At 62.8% G+C, this 17,217-nt stretch carries 17 protein-coding genes; 5 read left to right on the top strand and 12 right to left on the bottom strand.

The genetic code is table 11. The features are described from left to right. Nucleotides 1–104 precede the first annotated feature (104 nt). On the bottom strand, nucleotides 105–2,234 hold the full coding sequence (gene katE, locus ACIPZ5_RS06080) for a catalase HPII (RefSeq protein WP_400807274.1): 2,130 nt from the start codon (nucleotides 2,232–2,234) through the stop codon (nucleotides 105–107). A 225-nt stretch (nucleotides 2,235–2,459) separates the two neighbouring features. Between katE and ACIPZ5_RS06075 the strand changes: the two genes are divergently transcribed. The 3 genes from ACIPZ5_RS06075 to ACIPZ5_RS06065 all read left to right on the top strand — a co-directional run bounded on the left by ACIPZ5_RS06075 (nucleotide 2,460) and on the right by ACIPZ5_RS06065 (nucleotide 4,973). Beyond that, the gene (locus ACIPZ5_RS06075) at nucleotides 2,460–3,467 is read left to right on the top strand and encodes a methionine ABC transporter ATP-binding protein (protein WP_085676615.1); all 1,008 of its coding nucleotides are present in this window, start codon (nucleotides 2,460–2,462) and stop codon (nucleotides 3,465–3,467) included. Next, nucleotides 3,467–4,138 (top strand): methionine ABC transporter permease, encoded by a 672-nt coding sequence (locus tag ACIPZ5_RS06070; protein WP_400807271.1) that lies wholly within the window; start codon nucleotides 3,467–3,469, stop codon nucleotides 4,136–4,138. The genes ACIPZ5_RS06075 and ACIPZ5_RS06070 overlap by 1 nt, the downstream gene beginning before the upstream one ends. Nucleotides 4,139–4,202: 64 nt before the next feature. Further along, nucleotides 4,203–4,973 (top strand): MetQ/NlpA family ABC transporter substrate-binding protein, encoded by a 771-nt coding sequence (locus ACIPZ5_RS06065; protein WP_343594728.1) that lies wholly within the window; start codon nucleotides 4,203–4,205, stop codon nucleotides 4,971–4,973. 119 nt (nucleotides 4,974–5,092) lie between these two features. On the opposite strand, the gene ACIPZ5_RS06060 is transcribed toward ACIPZ5_RS06065, so the two are convergent. The 5 genes from ACIPZ5_RS06060 to ACIPZ5_RS06040 are packed head-to-tail and all read right to left on the bottom strand — an operon-like array spanning nucleotide 5,093 to nucleotide 8,976. Beyond that, nucleotides 5,093–5,725 carry an SCO family protein gene (locus ACIPZ5_RS06060; protein ID WP_085676613.1) on the bottom strand — a complete coding sequence of 211 codons (633 nt, stop codon included), beginning with the start codon at nucleotides 5,723–5,725 and terminating at the stop codon, nucleotides 5,093–5,095. Further along, nucleotides 5,722–6,615, bottom strand: a complete 894-nt coding sequence (cyoE, locus tag ACIPZ5_RS06055) for a heme o synthase (RefSeq protein ID WP_343594724.1) — start codon at nucleotides 6,613–6,615, stop codon at nucleotides 5,722–5,724. Before cyoE ends, ACIPZ5_RS06060 begins: the two co-directional genes overlap by 4 nt. After that, nucleotides 6,600–7,679 carry a COX15/CtaA family protein gene (locus ACIPZ5_RS06050; RefSeq protein ID WP_343594722.1) on the bottom strand — a complete coding sequence of 360 codons (1,080 nt, stop codon included), beginning with the start codon at nucleotides 7,677–7,679 and terminating at the stop codon, nucleotides 6,600–6,602. Before ACIPZ5_RS06050 ends, cyoE begins: the two co-directional genes overlap by 16 nt. 9 nt (nucleotides 7,680–7,688) lie before the next feature. Continuing rightward, nucleotides 7,689–8,270 (bottom strand): hypothetical protein, encoded by a 582-nt coding sequence (locus tag ACIPZ5_RS06045; protein WP_313711050.1) that lies wholly within the window; start codon nucleotides 8,268–8,270, stop codon nucleotides 7,689–7,691. Then, nucleotides 8,239–8,976, bottom strand: coding sequence for an SURF1 family protein (locus tag ACIPZ5_RS06040; RefSeq protein ID WP_400807268.1), 738 nt, complete (start codon nucleotides 8,974–8,976; stop codon nucleotides 8,239–8,241). The genes ACIPZ5_RS06045 and ACIPZ5_RS06040 overlap by 32 nt, the downstream gene beginning before the upstream one ends. Nucleotides 8,977–9,026: 50 nt before the next feature. On the opposite strand from ACIPZ5_RS06040, the gene ACIPZ5_RS06035 reads away from it, so the two are divergent. After that, nucleotides 9,027–9,230 (top strand): twin transmembrane helix small protein, encoded by a 204-nt coding sequence (locus tag ACIPZ5_RS06035; protein ID WP_054884381.1) that lies wholly within the window; start codon nucleotides 9,027–9,029, stop codon nucleotides 9,228–9,230. A gap of 30 nt (nucleotides 9,231–9,260) precedes the next feature. On the opposite strand, the gene ACIPZ5_RS06030 is transcribed toward ACIPZ5_RS06035, so the two are convergent. From ACIPZ5_RS06030 to coxB, 4 genes are read right to left on the bottom strand one after another with little or no spacing between them, the layout of a single operon-like run. After that, nucleotides 9,261–10,148: a cytochrome c oxidase subunit 3 gene (locus ACIPZ5_RS06030; RefSeq protein ID WP_261942165.1), complete on the bottom strand. Its 888-nt coding sequence runs from the start codon at nucleotides 10,146–10,148 to the stop codon at nucleotides 9,261–9,263. Nucleotides 10,149–10,164: 16 nt separating this feature from the next. Further along, the gene (locus ACIPZ5_RS06025; RefSeq protein WP_313711047.1) at nucleotides 10,165–10,731 is read right to left on the bottom strand and encodes a cytochrome c oxidase assembly protein; all 567 of its coding nucleotides are present in this window, start codon (nucleotides 10,729–10,731) and stop codon (nucleotides 10,165–10,167) included. Between the two features lie 10 nt (nucleotides 10,732–10,741). Next, a complete protein-coding gene (gene ctaD / locus ACIPZ5_RS06020) occupies nucleotides 10,742–12,331 on the bottom strand; it encodes a cytochrome c oxidase subunit I (RefSeq protein WP_027917168.1) in 1,590 nt (529 codons plus the stop codon). Between the two features lie 43 nt (nucleotides 12,332–12,374). Further along, entirely contained in the window at nucleotides 12,375–13,502 is a 1,128-nt protein-coding gene (coxB, locus tag ACIPZ5_RS06015; RefSeq protein WP_400807262.1) for a cytochrome c oxidase subunit II, read from the bottom strand. Nucleotides 13,503–13,870: 368 nt separating this feature from the next. Between coxB and ACIPZ5_RS06010 the strand changes: the two genes are divergently transcribed. Next, nucleotides 13,871–14,512, top strand: a complete 642-nt coding sequence (locus ACIPZ5_RS06010) for a hypothetical protein (RefSeq protein WP_261942161.1) — start codon at nucleotides 13,871–13,873, stop codon at nucleotides 14,510–14,512. 113 nt (nucleotides 14,513–14,625) lie between these two features. On the opposite strand, the gene ACIPZ5_RS06005 is transcribed toward ACIPZ5_RS06010, so the two are convergent. After that, nucleotides 14,626–16,161, bottom strand: a complete 1,536-nt coding sequence (locus ACIPZ5_RS06005) for a SulP family inorganic anion transporter (protein WP_400807259.1) — start codon at nucleotides 16,159–16,161, stop codon at nucleotides 14,626–14,628. A 191-nt stretch (nucleotides 16,162–16,352) separates the two neighbouring features. Beyond that, on the bottom strand, nucleotides 16,353–17,072 hold the full coding sequence (locus ACIPZ5_RS06000) for a carbonic anhydrase (protein WP_085676604.1): 720 nt from the start codon (nucleotides 17,070–17,072) through the stop codon (nucleotides 16,353–16,355). Between the last annotated feature and the right edge of the window lie 145 nt (nucleotides 17,073–17,217).

Raw genomic sequence — 17,217 nt, 5'->3', positions numbered from 1 at the left:
GCCCCTTTCCGACCGGTCCGGTGCCCCGGCAAGGCCGCTCCTACAAGCGCTTGCGGTTTCCTGTAGGAGCGGCCTTGCGTCGCGAACGGGCTGCAAAGCAGCCCCTAGGCCGGCACAGCCTCAGCAGCGGCTTCCCGCTCCCACACCCGATGCCCTTCAACTGCTTTGACAAAGGCATCGACCACCTTCTGCTCGTCCCCAAGCAGCAAACCCTTGTCTTCCTTGAGCCCCAGACTGTTCATCAAGTCCTTGGTCAGCACCATCGCCTTCAGATGCTTGTAGCCCTCCAGCAGAAAGTGCTTCGCCAGCCCACTGGAAGCCAAGGCCTTGTCCACCCCCTTGGGCACGACAATCCCGTCGAACATGATCGACGGCATCCCCTCCATTGATGCATCTACGGGTAACTGCTTGCCATCCGCGGTCTTGACCGGCGCCGAAGTTGGCCCCAGCAGCTTCGGCCGAGCGCTTTCGGCCTCCAGCGCCTTGACCAGCTTGTCGACGCTTGCGCCGTCTACGCCATCGGCTACCAGCACCGCGATCTTGCGCCCCTTGATGCCGACCACGCCAGGGTGGTTCATCTGGCTCAAGGCCGGCGATTTCGCAAGCTGGCTACCCTTGACCTGCACCGTACCGGCCTTGGGAGCCGGCAAGCCAAGGTTGGCAGCGACGGCGGCGGCCAGCTTCAGGTCGATGTTGGCAAGGATCTCATTCACCTGGCGCGCGCGAATGTGCTCACGCTCCACCTTGCCCAGCTCGAAGCTGTAGGCCTTGATGATGTGCTGCTGCTCGGTCGGACTCATGCTCTGGAAGAACAACCGCGCCTGGGAGAAGTGATCCCCGAACGACTCGCTGCGCTGGCGGATCTTGTGCGCGTCGATGCGTTCCTGGTAGCTCTCGAAGCCCCCATCCTGGGCAGCCGGTGACGTTTCTTTCGGCCAGCCGCCATCGATCGAATTAGGCTCATAGGAAGCTCGCCCCTTGTGCACCACATGCTGATGCAGCGCATCGCGCTGATTGTTGTGGTTTGGCGCAACTGGCTGGTTGATCGGGATCTGGTGGAAATTCGGCCCACCAAGACGGCTGATCTGGGTGTCGGTGTAAGAGAACAGCCGTCCCTGCAGCAACGGGTCATTGGTGAAATCGACTCCCGGCACGATATGGCCTGGGCAGAAGGCAACCTGCTCCACCTCAGCGAAGAAGTTGTCCGGGTTACGGTTGAGCACCATCTTGCCCAGCGGCGTAACCGGCACCAGCTCTTCGGGAATGATCTTGGTCGGGTCGAGCAGGTCGAAGTCGAACTTGTGTTCATCCGCCTCGGGCACGATCTGCACGCCCAGTTCCCATTCCGGATAATCGCCCGTCTCGATGGCTTCCCACAGGTCCCGGCGCTGAAAATCGGTGTCTTTGCCTGCAAGTTTCTGAGCCTCGTCCCACAAAAGCGAGTGCACACCCTGGCGCGGCTTCCAGTGGAACTTGACGAAACTCGCCACGCCCTGGGCATTGATCAGGCGGAAGGTATGCACGCCGAAGCCTTCCATCATCCGCAGGCTGCGCGGGATGGCGCGGTCGGACATGGCCCAGATGACCATGTGGGCGGATTCAGGCACCAGCGAGACAAAATCCCAGAAGGTGTCGTGGGCCGAACCACCGGTGGGGATTTCATTATGCGGCTCCGGTTTCACTGCGTGCACGAAATCCGGGAATTTGATCGCGTCCTGAATGAAGAAGACTGGCATGTTGTTACCCACCAGGTCGAAATTGCCTTCATCCGTATAGAACTTCACGGCGAACCCACGCACGTCGCGCACCGTGTCACCCGACCCGCGCGGGCCTTGCACGGTGGAAAACCGCACGAACACCGGGGTGATCTTCTCCGGGTCCTGCAGGAAGCCCGCCTTGGTCAGCTCGGCGTGATTGCCGTAGCTCTGGAAGAAGCCATGCGCGCCGGTGCCGCGAGCATGAACGATACGTTCAGGGATGCGCTCGTGGTCAAAGTGGGTGATCTTCTCGCGCATGATGAAGTCTTCGAGCAGCGACGGTCCGCGCGGGCCGGCCTTGAGCGTGTTCTGGTTGTCGGCGATGCGCACGCCCTGGTTGGTCCGCAGGGCCTGGCCGGTGGCATCGCTGCGAGCCGCCTCCAAAGCCTGCAGTTTGCTGTTGGAGTTGGCCCGGTCGGGGGTGTCGGTACCGGCGAGCTGGCTCTGTTTCGGCGAATCCGGTTTCTTGCTGGGCATCACGGCTCTCCTTATCAGTCTTCAGGCGTGCCCCTGACGGGCTTGTTCAAGTAGTGACTGGAGGGCTTTGCCGAGCGTTCAATCAGAATTACCGGTTGTCGCGATATGCCCGAAGGATTGGTGCATTACGAAATAAATGCTAAGAACAGCTATGGGAAAAGGCTAAAATGCGCGACCCCAGCTAACCGCTGACCCAAATTTCATGCGCCCCACAAGGTTCGCTACGTGATCGAGTTCCAACAGGTACACAAGACCTACCGCGTCGCCGGTAGGGAAATCCCCGCACTGAATCCGACCAGCCTGACCATTGAAAATGGCCAGGTGTTCGGCCTGATCGGCCATTCCGGCGCCGGTAAAAGCACCATGCTGCGCCTGATCAACCGCCTCGAAGAGCCTTCCGGCGGCACGATCATCGTCGACGGCGAAGACGTCACCGCGTTCAACGCCAGCCAGCTGCGCGGCTTCCGTCAACAGGTCGGCATGATCTTCCAGCACTTCAACCTGCTGGCGTCCAAGACCGTCGCCGACAACGTTGCCCTGCCGCTGACCCTGGCCGGCGAGCTGTCGCGCAGCGAGATCGATCAGCGTGTCACCGAGCTGCTGGCCCGCGTCGGCCTGCAGGACCACGCGAAGAAGTACCCGGCCCAGCTTTCTGGCGGGCAGAAGCAGCGCGTCGGCATCGCCCGCGCGCTGTCGACCAACCCGAAGATCCTGCTGTGCGACGAAGCCACCAGCGCCCTCGACCCGCAGACCACCGCTTCGGTGCTGCAACTGCTGGCCGAGATCAACCGTGAGCTGAAGCTGACCATCGTGCTGATCACCCACGAAATGGACGTGATCCGCCGTGTCTGCGACCGCGTGGCGGTGATGGATGCCGGCCAGATCGTCGAGCAAGGCTCGGTGGCCGAGGTGTTCCTGCACCCGCAGCACCCGACCACCAAGCGTTTCGTTCAGGAAGACGAGCAGGTCGACGAAGGCGAGCAGCGCGACGACTTCGCCCACGTGCCAGGCCGTATCGTGCGCCTGACCTTCCAGGGCGACGCCACCTACGCGCCGCTGCTGGGTACCGTGGCCCGCGAAACCGGTGTGGACTACAGCATCCTCGCCGGGCGTATCGACCGCATCAAGGATGTCCCCTATGGCCAGCTCACCCTCGCCCTGATCGGCGGAGACATGGAAGCGGCATTCGCCCGCTTCAAGGCAGCTGATGTACATATGGAGGTACTGCGTTGATGGACGCCCTGAATTTCTTCGCCAATGTCGACTGGGCCGAGATCTGGCTGGCCACCGTCGATACCATGATCATGCTGTTCGGCTCGCTGTTCTTCACCGTGCTGCTCGGCCTGCCGCTGGGGGTACTGCTGTTCCTCTGCGGGCCGAAGCAGATGTTCGAGCAGAAGGGCGTGTACGCACTGCTGTCGCTGGTGGTCAACATCCTGCGCTCGCTGCCGTTCATCATCCTGCTGATCGTGATGATCCCGTTCACCGTGTTGATCACCGGCACCTCGCTGGGTGTCGCTGGCGCCATCCCGCCGTTGGTGGTGGGTGCCACGCCGTTCTTCGCGCGCCTGGTGGAAACCGCCCTGCGCGAGGTGGACCGCGGCATCATCGAGGCCACCCAGTCGATGGGCGCCACCACCCGCCAGATCATCACCAGCGCGCTGCTGCCGGAGGCCCGCCCGGGCATCTTCGCGGCCATTACCGTCACCGCCATCACCCTGGTGTCGTACACCGCCATGGCCGGTGTGGTCGGCGCTGGAGGCCTTGGCGACCTAGCCATCCGCTTCGGTTACCAGCGTTTCCAGACCGACGTGATGGTGGTCACCGTGGTGCTGTTGCTGCTGCTGGTTCAAGTCCTGCAGAGCGTGGGCGACAAACTGGTCGTGCATTTTTCCCGTAAGTAACCCCAATGGGGTCGGCCCGGCCGACCCGTTCGGGGGCCGTCGCGGCCCTCACAAGGAGTGATTCATGAAGAAGCTGCTTGCTGTCGCTGCCGCCGTCGCGGCCTTCTCGGCCCATGCCGGTGATCTGTCCGTCGCCGCCACCCCGGTGCCGCACGCCGAGATCCTCAACTTCGTCAAACCGCAACTGGCGAAAGAGGGCGTCAACCTCAAGGTGAAGGAGTTCACCGACTACATCCAGCCGAACGTGCAAGTGGCGGAAAAGCGTCTGGATGCCAACTTCTTCCAGCACCAGCCGTACCTGGATGAGTTCAACAAGGCCAAGGGCACCCACCTGGTCAGCGTTGCCGGTGTGCACATCGAGCCGCTGGGCGTGTATTCGACCAAGATCAAGAAGCTCGACGAGCTGTCCTCCGGCGCCACCGTGGTCATCCCCAACGACGCCACCAACGGCGGCCGTGCCCTGCTGCTGCTGGACAAGGCCGGCGTGATCAAGCTCAAGGACAACACCAACATCCTGTCTACCGTGAAGGACGTTGCCGAAAACCCGAAAAGCGTGAAATTCCGTGAGCTGGAAGCGGCCACCATCCCGCGCGTGCTGACCCAGGTCGATGCCGCCCTGATCAACACCAACTACGCGTTGGAAGCCAAGCTGAACCCGGAGAAGGACGCGCTGGCCATCGAAGGCAGCGACTCGCCGTACGTGAACATCCTGGTTGCCCGCCCGGACAACAAGGATTCGGAAGACATGAAGAAACTGGCGGCTGCCCTGCACTCGCCTGAGGTGAAGCAGTTCATCGTCGAGAAGTACAAGGGCGCTGTGGTTCCGGCCTTCTAAGCCGTCACATCGCGCTGGATTCTTCGCGGGCAAGCCCGCTCCCACAGGATTACCGCTAGCCTCAGGCTTGTCGATATCACTGTGGGAGCGGGCTTGCCCGCGAAGCTTTTAAAGCCCCATCAATCCCGTTTAACCAGCCCGGGCAGTTGCGCCACCAGCTTCTGGTTGTTGAACGGCGCACGAATGAATCCACGCTGGCGCCCATCCGGCCCGACGATCGCCAGGTTGCCGCTGTGATCAACGGTATACCCCGGCTTGCTGGTATCCGCCGGAATGAACGGAATGCTCAAGGCATTGGCCAGCTTCTGGGTATCTTCGATCGACCCCGCCACCCCGACGAAATCCTTGTCGAAATAGCCCAGGTACTGCTTCAGCTGGTTCGGCGTGTCGCGGTTCGGGTCCACGCTCACCAATACCACCTGCAGCCGGTCCACGGCCTCCTTGGGCAGCTCACTCTTCACCTGGCGCAACTGGGCCAAGGTGGTCGGGCAGATGTCCGGGCAGTAGGTGTAGCCGAAGAACAGCAGCGACCATTTGCCCTTCAGGTCATCCAGCTGCACTGGCTGGCCATCCTGGTTGGTCATGGTCACGTCAGCCACCGTGCGGCTCTGCGGCAACAGAATGATGCCAGCGTCGATCAGCTCGGTGGGGTTGAGCTGGCCACGGCCATTGAGCACCTTGTTGACGGTAAGGCCCAGGATCAGCGCGACCAGGGCGACGAGGATAAATACGGTTTTCTGGGTTCGGGTCATAGATTCAGCAACAGGTAGTGGTCAACGAGCAATGCGATGAACAGCGCGAACAGGTAGCCGATGGAGTACTTGAAGGTGCCAATCGCCGCGTGCGGCCGGCTGCCACGGTACAACACCCAGGCCCATTGCAGGAAGCGCAGGCCCAGCGCCAGGGCGCAGGCCAGGTACAACGGGCCGCTCATGTGGATGGCAAACGGCAGCAGGCTCACCGCCAGCAATATCAGGCTGTACAGCAGGATATGCAGCTTGGTGTAACGCTCGCCATGGGTGACCGGCAGCATCGGGATATCGGCTTTGGCGTACTCTTCCTTGCGGTGGATGGCCAGCGCCCAGAAATGCGGTGGCGTCCAGGCGAAGATGATCAGTACCAGCAGCAGAGGCTCGGCGCTGACATGGCCGCTCACTGCAACCCAGCCCAGCAACGGCGGAGCGGCGCCAGCCAGGCCGCCAATGACGATGTTCTGCGGCGTGGCACGCTTGAGAAAGCCGGTATAGAGCACCGCGTAACCGAGCAAGGAGGCCAGGGTCAGCCAGGCGGTGAGGGCGTTGGTGAACACCAGCAGCAAGGCCATGCCGAGCAGCGCCAGGGCCAGGGCGAACAGCAAGGCCGGCAACGGCTCGACCCGGCCCTGGGCCAACGGGCGTTTATGGGTACGTGCCATCAGGGCGTCGATGCGCCGGTCCACCACATGGTTGACCACGGCCGCGCTGCCCGCGCACAGGGCAATACCCAGGTTGCCGAACAGCAGCACGCTCCAGCCGACCCCGGCACGAGTCGCCAGGAACATCCCCGCCAGCGACGTGATCAGCATCAGCACCACCACCTTGGGCTTGGTCAGCTCCAGGTAATCGCGCCAGCCGGCACGCCGTGCGCTCAGAAGCGTCGCCACGAATCGTTCCTCATGTGATGGCTGATGCTCACCCCGGCCACGGGCCGCAGGCGCCAGCCATGGCCAACCCCGACACGCACCTTGTCGACCACGCGGATGCGATAGTTCACCAGCACCATGCTCAGCAGCAGCAGCGCCCCGCCGGCGTTATGCGCCACCGCCACGGCCAATGGCAGGTGGAACAGCACATTGCTGATGCCCAGGCCGATCTGCACGGCCAGCGCCAGCAACACCACCCGCGACAGACCAGTGAGGCCACAGCGGTGCAACTTCCAGCTGAGCATCAGCAGTACACAGGTCACCAGCAGCGCGCCCAGGCGATGGCTGATATGGATGGCCGTGCGCGCATCGCTGTCGAGCTGCCCCCCCAGGTAGTTGGGGCCAACGTGCTGAGTGAGGTGGAAGCCGTTGCTGAAGTCTGCCGCCGGCCACCATTGGCCATGGCAGGTGGGCAGGTCGATGCAGGCGACCGCCGCATAGTTGGCACTGACCCAGCCACCCAGGGCGATCTGGCCGATCACCACCAGCAACGCCAGCGCAGCGATCCGCCGTAGGCTGAGCGGCAATTTCGGCAAGGGCGCAAAGGCGCGGGATAGACGCAGGGACAGCAGGAACAGCAGGCTCAAGGTGGTGAAGCCGCCCAGCAGGTGCGCGGTGACCACTTGCGGCCACAGCTTGAGGGTAACAGTCCACATGCCAAACGCCGCCTGCGCCAGCACCACGCCCAGCAACAGCAAGGGTAGGCGATAAGGCTGGCCATCGCGGGCATGCCGGCGCAGTGCCTGCAAGGCGAGCAGGGCGATCACCACGGCCAGGGTGCCGGCGAAGTAGCGGTGGACCATCTCGGCCCAGCCCTTGGCTTCTTCCACCGGGTGGTCAGGGAAGTGCAGTTCGGCATGGGCCAGCTGCGCTTCGCTCTTGGGCACGCTGATGAAGCCATAGCAGCCAGGCCAGTCAGGGCAGCCGAGCCCGGCGTGGGTCAGGCGGGTGTAGGCACCGAGCAGGACGACCAGCAGTGCCAGCAGGGTGGCGAACACAGCTAAGCGGAATCCGGGTCTGGCCATGGCAGGCTCCTAGCCGATGTTGGACAGCTTGAGCAGGTGACGCAGGTCGTCGAGCACGTGCTTGCCGTTGACCTTGGCGTCGTAGCGCAGCACCAGGTTGCCATGCGGGTCGACAATCCACAGTTGCGGGCCGGGTTCGCCAACCTTCTGCAGGTAGCGCTGGGCATCCAGCGGATAGCGTTGCAGCTGCGGATATTCACGCTCCAGCTGCGCCTGGTAGTCGCTGGCCAACGGCTGGGCGGTGGCCAAGGCGTGACTGGCACGGCTGGCGTCGCGGCCCAGGCCGACCTGGATCTGCCGCACCAGGTACACCAGGCGCTGGCAATCCTCGGCGCAGGCTGCCGGGGCGCTGACCAGCAGTTGCCAGCGTTGGTCCTCGGCAGCGATGCCGATATCGGCGCGGCTCTCGCCGTTGCCGATCATCGTGCCGTGGTAGCTGCGGCCCTCCGGCACCCAGAACTGGAGCTTGTACATGCAGGTGGCCAGGATCATCGGCCCGAGCACCACCAGCAAGATCAGCATCAGCTGCAAACGCCCGCGGGCTCTGGGTTTGCTACGATCAGGCAGGTCCAGTGGAGTGGCGGTGGCCATGCTGTTTCTCCTTGTTGTTGTGCCAGCCGAAATAGAGGTAGAGCAGCACCAGCCCAGTGGCCAGTGCGAACCACTGCACCGCGTAGCCGAGGTGTTTTTCCGGGCCCATGGCAACTATTGGCCAGTCCAGCCGATAAGCCGCCGGACCGGGCTCCAGGCGTAATTCATGGGCAAAGCCTTCGCGATCCAGCTGCTGCCACACGTGCGCAGCGTCGACCGCGGTAAGCAGGTGCGGCCATTGCCCTCCGACCGGGTCGGGGTGCAGTTGGAAGGTGCTGCCCGGCGCCACATACACCGACGCGTTCAGCGCCAGGGCTTGGTCGGGCGTGTCGAAATGCACCGGCACGCGACGGTCTGGCCACGCCAGCCAGCCACGGTTGACCAGCAGCCACAGGCCGCTGGCCTGGTCATGGAAGGGTTGCAACAGCTCGACACCGGCCCGGCCGTCACGCATGCGGTTGTCCAGCAGCAGGCTGTGCTCGGCGTCAAACCGGCCGTACAGATGCACCCGGCGGAAGGCAGCGTCCTGCGTCTGCAGCAGCTGCGTGGTAGCCAGCGGGGCCTCGACCTCACGCTCGGCATAGGTCGCCAGCAGCGCGCGCTTCTCTTCAGCCCGGCCGAGCTGCCAGCAGCCAAGCGCTATCAGCCCCGGCAGCAGCGCGAGCACCACCAGGGTCGGTATCCAGCCAGGGCGAAACGGCCTCACGGGCGCCTCGCTATACTTATCCACATCACCGCATCCCCCGGAGAAGCGCCATGCTCAAGGCCGCGATTGTCCTGATGCTGTTGGCCACGGTCGCCAGCCTGTTCAGTGGCCTGGTGTTCCTGGTCAAGGACGATGAAAACTCGACCCGCCTGCTCAAGGCCCTGACCGTGCGGGTGACCCTGGCGGCCCTGACCGTCGGCCTGGTCGCCTGGGGCTTCATCAGTGGCCAGCTGGTGTCCCACGCCCCCTTTTGAAATCATCCTTTAAACCTGTGAGAGCGGGCTTCAGAGCACATACACGAAGATGAACAGCCCCACCCACACCACATCGACGAAGTGCCAGTACCAGCTCGCCGCCTCGAAACCGAAGTGTTTGTCGGGGTTGAAGTGCCCACGCAGGATGCGCACGAACATCACAATCAGGATGATCGTGCCCAAGGTCACGTGGGCCCCGTGGAAGCCGGTGAGCATGAAGAACGTCGCGCCATAGATGCCCGATCCCAGGGTCAGCCCCAGCTTGGTGTAGGCCTCGTGGTATTCGTAGGCCTGCAGCGAGATGAAGCTGATACCCAGCAGGATGGTCAGCGCCATCCAGAATTTCAGCGGGCCACGGTGGTCACGGCGCAAGGCATGGTGCGCGATGGTGATGGTCACGCTGGAACTGACCAGCAGGATGGTGTTGATCAGCGGCAGGTGCCACGGGTTGATCACTTCCTTGGGCGGCGGGAACAGTTTCGGGTCCGGGGTGTGCAGCAACGGCCAGGCGAACTCGAAACTTGGCCACAGCATATGGGCGATACCCTTGTGCCCCTCGCCACCCAGCCAGGGCCCGGCCAGCACGCGCACGTAGAACAGGGCGCCGAAGAAGGCCAGGAAGAACATCACTTCCGAGAAGATGAACCAGCTCATGCCCCAACGGAACGAACGGTCCAGCTGCGGGCTGTACAAGCCGGCGCGGCTCTCGCGGACTACCGAACCGAACCAGCCGAACAGCATGTAGGCCAGGAACAGCGCACCGACGAAGAAGATCAGCGGCCCGTGTGACGACGGGTGGCCGGCCTTGAGGTCGTTGAACCAGGTGCCTAGGCCGAACACCGTGATGAACATGCCGATGGTGGCGATGATCGGCCACTTGCTCTGCGCCGGTACGTAGTAGTGCTCGTGACTTGCCATTGCCGATCTCCTTCCCTTAGCGGGCGCCCTGGGCGTTCTGCACCGCGGCATGGGCGACCGGCGGATGACGCGCAGTGATGTCGAACAAGGTGTAGGCCAGTGTAAGGTGCTTCACGCTGGCCGGCAGGTCGCGGTCGACGATGAAGCGCACCGGCATCTCGATGCGTTCGCCGGGCTGCAGCACCTGCTGGGTAAAGCAGAAGCACTCGGTCTTGTGGAAATACGCCGCGGCCTCGGCCGGGGTGATGCTGGGAATCGCTTGCGCACTCATCGGCCGGTCGGTCGGGTTGTGGGCGATGAAGATCATCTGGTTCACCGCTCCCGGGTTGACCTCGAGCTGGTCGGCGGTGGAGTAGAAGTCCCAGACCATGTCGCCAGCGTTGGTCGACATGAACTGCACCCTCACCGAGCGCGATGGGTCGCTGACCTGGCTACCCTCGTACTGCCCGCCAGTCTTGCCGTTGATGCCGAACGCCTTGCACATCACGTCATAAATCGGCACCAGGGCGAAACCAAAGGCAAACATCACCACCGTCAGCATCAGCAGGCGCGTTACCAGCCGTTTGAGCGACAGGCCATTCATGGCAGCGCTCCTATTTCACTTCCGGTGGGGTCTGGAAGGTGTGGTAGGGCGCAGGCGAGGGGATAGACCACTCAAGCCCCTCGGCACCATCCCACGGCTTGGCAGGCGCTGGCGCGCCGCCACGGATGCACTTGATGACGATGAACAGGAAGAACAGCTGCGTGGTGCCGAACAGGAAGGCGCCGATCGACGACACCATGTTGAAGTCGGCGAACTGCAGGTTGTAGTCGGGAATACGCCGCGGCATCCCGGCCAAACCCACGAAGTGCATGGGGAAGAAGGCCATGTTCATGCCGACGAACGACAGCCAGAAGTGCAGCTTGCCGAGGGTTTCGTCATACATGTGGCCGGTCCATTTCGGCAGCCAGTAGTAGGCCGAGGCAAAGATACCGAAGATCGCCCCGGGCACCAGCACATAGTGGAAATGCGCCACCACGAAGTAGGTGTCGTGGTACTGGAAGTCCGCTGGGGCGATGGCCAGCATCAGCCCGGAGAAGCCACCGATGGTGAACAGGATGACGAAGGCGATGGCGAACAGCATCGGCGTCTCGAAACTGAGCGAGCCTTCCCACATGGTGCTGACCCAGTTGAACACCTTGACCCCGGTGGGCACGGCGATGAGCATGGTGGCGTACATGAAGAACAGCTCGCCGACCACCGGGATGCCGACCACGAACATGTGGTGGGCCCAGACGATGAACGACAGGAAGGCAATGGCACCGGTGGCGTACACCATCGAGGTGTAACCAAACAGCGGCTTGCGCGAGAACGCCGGAATGATCGAGCTGACCGCGCCAAAGGCCGGCAGGATCATGATGTACACCTCGGGGTGGCCGAAGAACCAGAACACATGCTGGAACAACACCGGGTCTCCGCCACCGGCGGCGCTGAAGAAGCTGGTGCCGAAGTGGATGTCCATCAGCATCATGGTCACCACCCCCGCCAGGACCGGCATCACCGCGATCAGCAGGAACGCGGTGATCAGCCAGGTCCAGACGAACAGCGGCATCTTCATCAGGGTCATGCCCGGGGCGCGCAGGTTGAGGATGGTGGCGATCACGTTGATCGCACCCATGATCGAGCTGATGCCCATCAGGTGGATGGCGAAGATGAAGAAAGTGACGCTGGCCGGCGCATAGGTGGTCGACAGCGGGGCATAGAAGGTCCAGCCGAAGTTAGGCCCGCCGCCCGGGCTGAACAGGGTCGAGACCAGCAGCAGGAAGGCTGCCGGCAACAGCCAGAAGCTGAAGTTGTTCATCCGCGGCAGGGCCATGTCGGGCGCGCCGATCATCAGCGGGATCATCCAGTTGGCCAGGCCGACGAAGGCCGGCATCACTGCGCCGAACACCATGATCAGGCCGTGCATGGTGGTCATCTGGTTAAAGAACGCCGGCTCCACGATCTGCAGCCCAGGCTGGAACAGCTCGGCGCGGATCACCATGGCGAACGAGCCGCCAAGCAGGAACATCATGAAGGCGAACCACAGGTACATCGTGCCGATGTCCTTGTGGTTGGTGGTCAGCACCCAGCGCATCAGGCCCTTGGCCGGGCCGTGGGCGTGGTCATGGCCGTGGGCGTGGTCGTCGATCACTGCACTCATGTCCTGTCTCCTGCAATCCGCTGATTGCCGCGCAAAACCCGGTTCACTTGGCTTCTGCCTGCTTGAGCGCCAGCACGTCCTTCGGCGTGACCATGTCGCCCTTGTTGTTGCCCCAGGCGTTGCGCTCGTAGGTGACCACGGCGGCGATGTCGACTTCCGAGAGCTGCCTGCCGAATGCGGCCATTGCCGTGCCTGGGCGACCGTGGAACACCACGCCCAGATGTTCTTCCTTCGGCCCGGTGGCCACTTTCGACCCCTTGAGCGCCGGGAACATTGGCGGCAAGCCCTGGCCTTCGGCCTGGTGACAGGCCACGCAGGTGGTGTGGTAGACCTTGTCGCCACGCTCGACCAGCTCTTCGAGGGTCCAGTCCTTGCTGGTCAGTTCCTTGAGCTTGGCCGCCTCGGCCTTGCGTTCGCCGAGCCAGGTGTCGTAATCGGCCTTGGACTTGACCTCGACCACCACTGGCATGAAGCCGTGGTCCTTGCCGCACAGTTCGGTGCACTGGCCGCGGTAGATGCCGGGTTTCTCGATACGGGTCCAGGCTTCGTTGACGAAGCCGGGGATGGCGTCTCGCTTGACCGCGAAGGCCGGCACCCACCAGGAATGGATGACATCGGCGGCGGTCACCAGGAAGCGCACCTTGGCACCTACCGGCAGCACCAGCGGCTGGTCGACCTCAAGCAGGTAGTGCTCGTCCTTGGGCGCCTTGTTGTGGATCTGATCAGCAGGGGTGGCCAGGTTGCTGAAGAACTCCACATCCTGGCCAAGGTACTTGTAATGCCACTTCCACTGGTAGCCGGTGACCTGGATGTCGATGTCCGATTCACTGGCGTCGTAGATGTCGATCAGGGTCTTGGTGGCCGGAATGGCCATGGCCACCAGAATCAGGAAGGGGACGATGGTCCAGAGGATTTCCACCCAGGTGTGCTCGTGGAAATGCGCTGGCTGCTGGCCGGTGGAACGGCGATGGATGACCATGGACCAGAACATCGCACCGAATACCACGATGCCGATGATCACGCAGATCCAGAAGATCGTCATGTGCAGGTCGAACACGGCGTTGGAGACTTCCGTCGCCCCCGGGTGCATGTTCACGGTCCAGGCGGCGTTGGCCTGACCAAAAACCGACCACAACAGGAGGCCCATCCAGACATGTGGATGTCGCATCATTGCGGGTTCCCCTTCTCGTTCTTGTAGTCCCGGAGGCGTGGCCTGCGGCAAGAGGGAACGGCGGTCAAGACTGCCTGGCTTCGACGACCGAGCCCCTGCAAAAGCAGTCGGGCCTCATCAACGAATCACGTTCAACGGGAGTATAGACAGCGACCAACGGCACGCAACGGCACCGGTGAAATGAACTTCACGAAATCGGTAAAACGCTGCAAAGGCCCGAGCTTGATGGGTTATGGCAAAATAATGGCACCGCGATATGCCGAACTGCGCACACGTTTGCGCGGTTTATAACAAATGCGTCTTAGGTATTCTGTATACCGAGCTAATTTAGTGTCTTCCGTTTGAAACGTCTTGTCCCTGGAGTTGTCATGAACATCGCTGCTGTACGCGAGCAGATTAGCCAAGCCCACGATCACGAAGGCCGCACCGGCCAACTGAAAGAGCGTCTCGAGCTGCAACTGCCCCACCTGCACCCCTCGATCCAACTGCCTGAGCAGGACGCCCAGGGTACTTTGGCGCGCTTCGTCAGCGCTTATATCGATCAAGTTCCAGAGCTGCTGGAAGCCGCCCACGAGGTCGCCCGCGAAGCCGGTATCGAATCGCAGATCAAACCTGTGCTGAAAATTGCCGAGGCCTACTTCCTGCAGCCGCCGAGTGTGATGCAGGGGCATGTGGGGCTCGATTGCCTGCTGGATGAGGCCTACCTGGCGCACCGCCTGGTGGAGGAGGTCAACGACCTGTACATCCGCCACTTCCAGCAACCGCTTATCCCGGTCGACACCACGGTGGCCAACCTGATCGCGCACCAGTTGATTGGCGAAACCTTCGCCAACCAGCTGGATGAAGTGGTGCACCACTCGGTGGATGAGATGCTGAACGATGAAAGCTTTGCCGCAGAGTCGGTGGAAGCCTATCGCGACACCCTCACCAGCCCCGAGACAGGCGAGGCATGGAAGCGTTGGCCGTGCCTGTCGCGCCAGCTGGGTGTGGAGCTGGGCCAGCCGGCCTGATGTTCCTGCCCTGGCCCTTTCGCGGGCAGACCCGCTCCCACAGGTACGACGCGATTCCTGCAGGAGCGGGTTCACCCGCGAAGAGGCCCGGCCAGGCAACACAACCCTTCAGCTCAGGCCCCCACGCCAGCCGTGGTGCGCAGCCTCCCCTCGATCCGCCGCTTCAAGCGCCGCTGCTCGATCACCAGCCGCGCACCATTGGCCGCGTTGCTGCGGTGCCAGTCCTCAAGCAGTTCCAGGCACGAATGGTCGATATAGCTCAGGTTGCCCAACGGCACATGCAAAGTCGTCCCCGCCGGCACGGTATCGAGCACCTGGGTCAACGCCGGCACCTTCAGGAAAGTCGCCGCGCCACTGAGCCGCAGCTCCATATGGCCGTTTTTCTCCAGGCTCACCAGGTTGATCTTCAGCCGCGCCGCCTTGAACGCCAGCTTCAGCAAGGTCAGGGCAAAGCCTAACAGCACGCCGGTCAGCAGGTCGGTAAAGATGATCGCCAGCGCGGTAGCCGCGTAGGTGAACATCGGCATCCGCCCATAACGGCCCAACCCTCGAAACGCCTTGAAATCCACCAGTTTCACGCCGGTGAACACCAGCACCCCGGCCAGGCTCGCCACTGGAATTTGCTGCAGCACGCTGCTCAGCACCACCACGAACGCCAGTAACCACAGGCCATGCAGAATTGCCGAAGCACGGGTTTGCGCGCCAGCCTGAACGTTGGCCGAACTGCGCACGATCACCCCGGTCATCGGTAATGCACCCAGCACACCACAGAGCATGTTGCCGATGCCCTGCGCCGACAGTTCACGGTCAAAATCCGAACGCTGGCCACTGTGCATACGGTCCACGGCAGCCGCTGACAGCAGCGTCTCGGCACTGGCGATGAAGGCCAGGGCAAATGCCGCCACCAGCAGGGTCGGGTCGGCCAGTTTCATCAAATCGTCGGGGCGGATCCAGTCGATCGCTTCGGAAAGGTCCGCCGGAACCTGCACCCGGTTCACCGGTAACGCCAGCCACATCGCAATGGCGGTCATCGCCGCTACGCCCAACAAGGCGCCCGGCACGAAGCGCAGCTTCTGTGGCCGCAGGCGTTCCCAACCCCACATGATGGCAATGGTGCCCAAGCCCAGCGCGCCAGCCATCCAGCCAGAACCTGCATTTTCAAGCGGCAGGGCCGCGGCCACGGTAGACGGGAATTCCAGCAGGTTCTGCATACCCGACGGCTGTGGCGCCGTGTCGAACATCACGTGCACCTGGGACAGCACGATCAGCACACCGATACCGGCGAGCATGCCGTAAACCACTGCCGGCGCCGTGACCCGGAACCAGCAACCCAGGCGCAAACGCCCGGCCAGCAACTGCAGGATGCCGGCGAGCAGCAGAATCGGCCCGAGCATCGCCATGCCGTGCTGGCGTACCAGCTCGAACACCAGTACCGCCAGGCCAGCTGCCGGGCCACTGACCTGCAGCGGCGAACCCGCCAGGAAGCCGACCACGATACCGCCGATGATGCCGGTGATCAGGCCCTTGGCCGGCGGCATGCCCGACGCGATCGCAATGCCCATGCACAACGGCAGGGCGACCAGGAACACCACCACCGACGCCAGCAACTCACGCGGCAGGGCCGCTTTCAACTGTGTCATGTTCACCATCGTTCTCCTTTCTCTGTCGCACGGCCATTCCTCTGGCCGTGGGCACGTTTGGTCCCTGACGAACGCGCAGGCGCAGGCCGCCAGCGAAATCGCCGGCAGGGCAGTCAGGGCATTTTCAAGGCAGCCGAAGGCCGCGCCACACCCGCGATGGGTGCAGCCGGCTATTCAAGGTTCAGCGTTGGACGGGTCGCTTAGTAGCGGCCTCTCGGAGTGGCGCTCGGGATCGGCTCGCCAGCAGCCAGGGGCAGGAAGCTGTCGCTGGCGGCGTCGTAGGCTTCGATCTTGCTGGTTTCGATGTCGTAGACCCAGCCGTGGATGTACAGCTCACCCGCGGCGAGGCGCGACGCCACCGACGGGTGCGTACGCAGGTGATGCAACTGGGCGATCACGTTTTCCTTGGTCAGCACTTGCATGGTTTCGTGCTCGCTGCCGCAGGAACAGTTGTTCTCGACCACGGTACGAGCCACTTCCGCATGGCGCAGCCAGGCGGAAACCGTTGGCATCTTGGTCAACGACTGCGGGTTGAGCACCGCACGCATGGCGCCACAGTCAGAGTGACCGCAGATGATGATGTGGTGCACCTTCAATGCCGACACGGCGTACTCGATGGCGCTGGACACGCCGCCGTTCATCTGGCCGTAAGGGGGTACCACGTTACCGACGTTACGGGTCACGAACAGGTCGCCCGGCGAGCTCTGGGTAATCAGTTCGGGAACAATGCGCGAGTCGGCACAGGTGATGAACATGGCGCGCGGGGTTTGCGCGGTGGCGAGCTTCTTGAACAGCTCTTGCTGCTCGGGGAAGACGTCATGGTGAAAGCGCAGGAAGCCGTCGACGATGTGCTTCAGGGCGGCATCGGCGCTCTCCGCGGGGGCTTGCGGAATGACCTTGGATGGGTCCTTGACGGGCATGATTCATCCTCTTGACGGTGTGTAGGTAAATCCATTTTACCGGTGAAAGATTCTGGCTATGCGCAGATTTAGATGACGCGCGAGAGCGATAGATCACAGTCTTCGCTGACTGGATTCCTACGCTAGCGGGGAAAACTTAACTGAA

It is taken from the genome of Pseudomonas sp. NPDC089428, assembly GCF_044749325.1.
Lineage (GTDB): Bacteria > Pseudomonadota > Gammaproteobacteria > Pseudomonadales > Pseudomonadaceae > Aquipseudomonas.
This window is presented reverse-complemented; position numbering and strand designations above follow the sequence as displayed.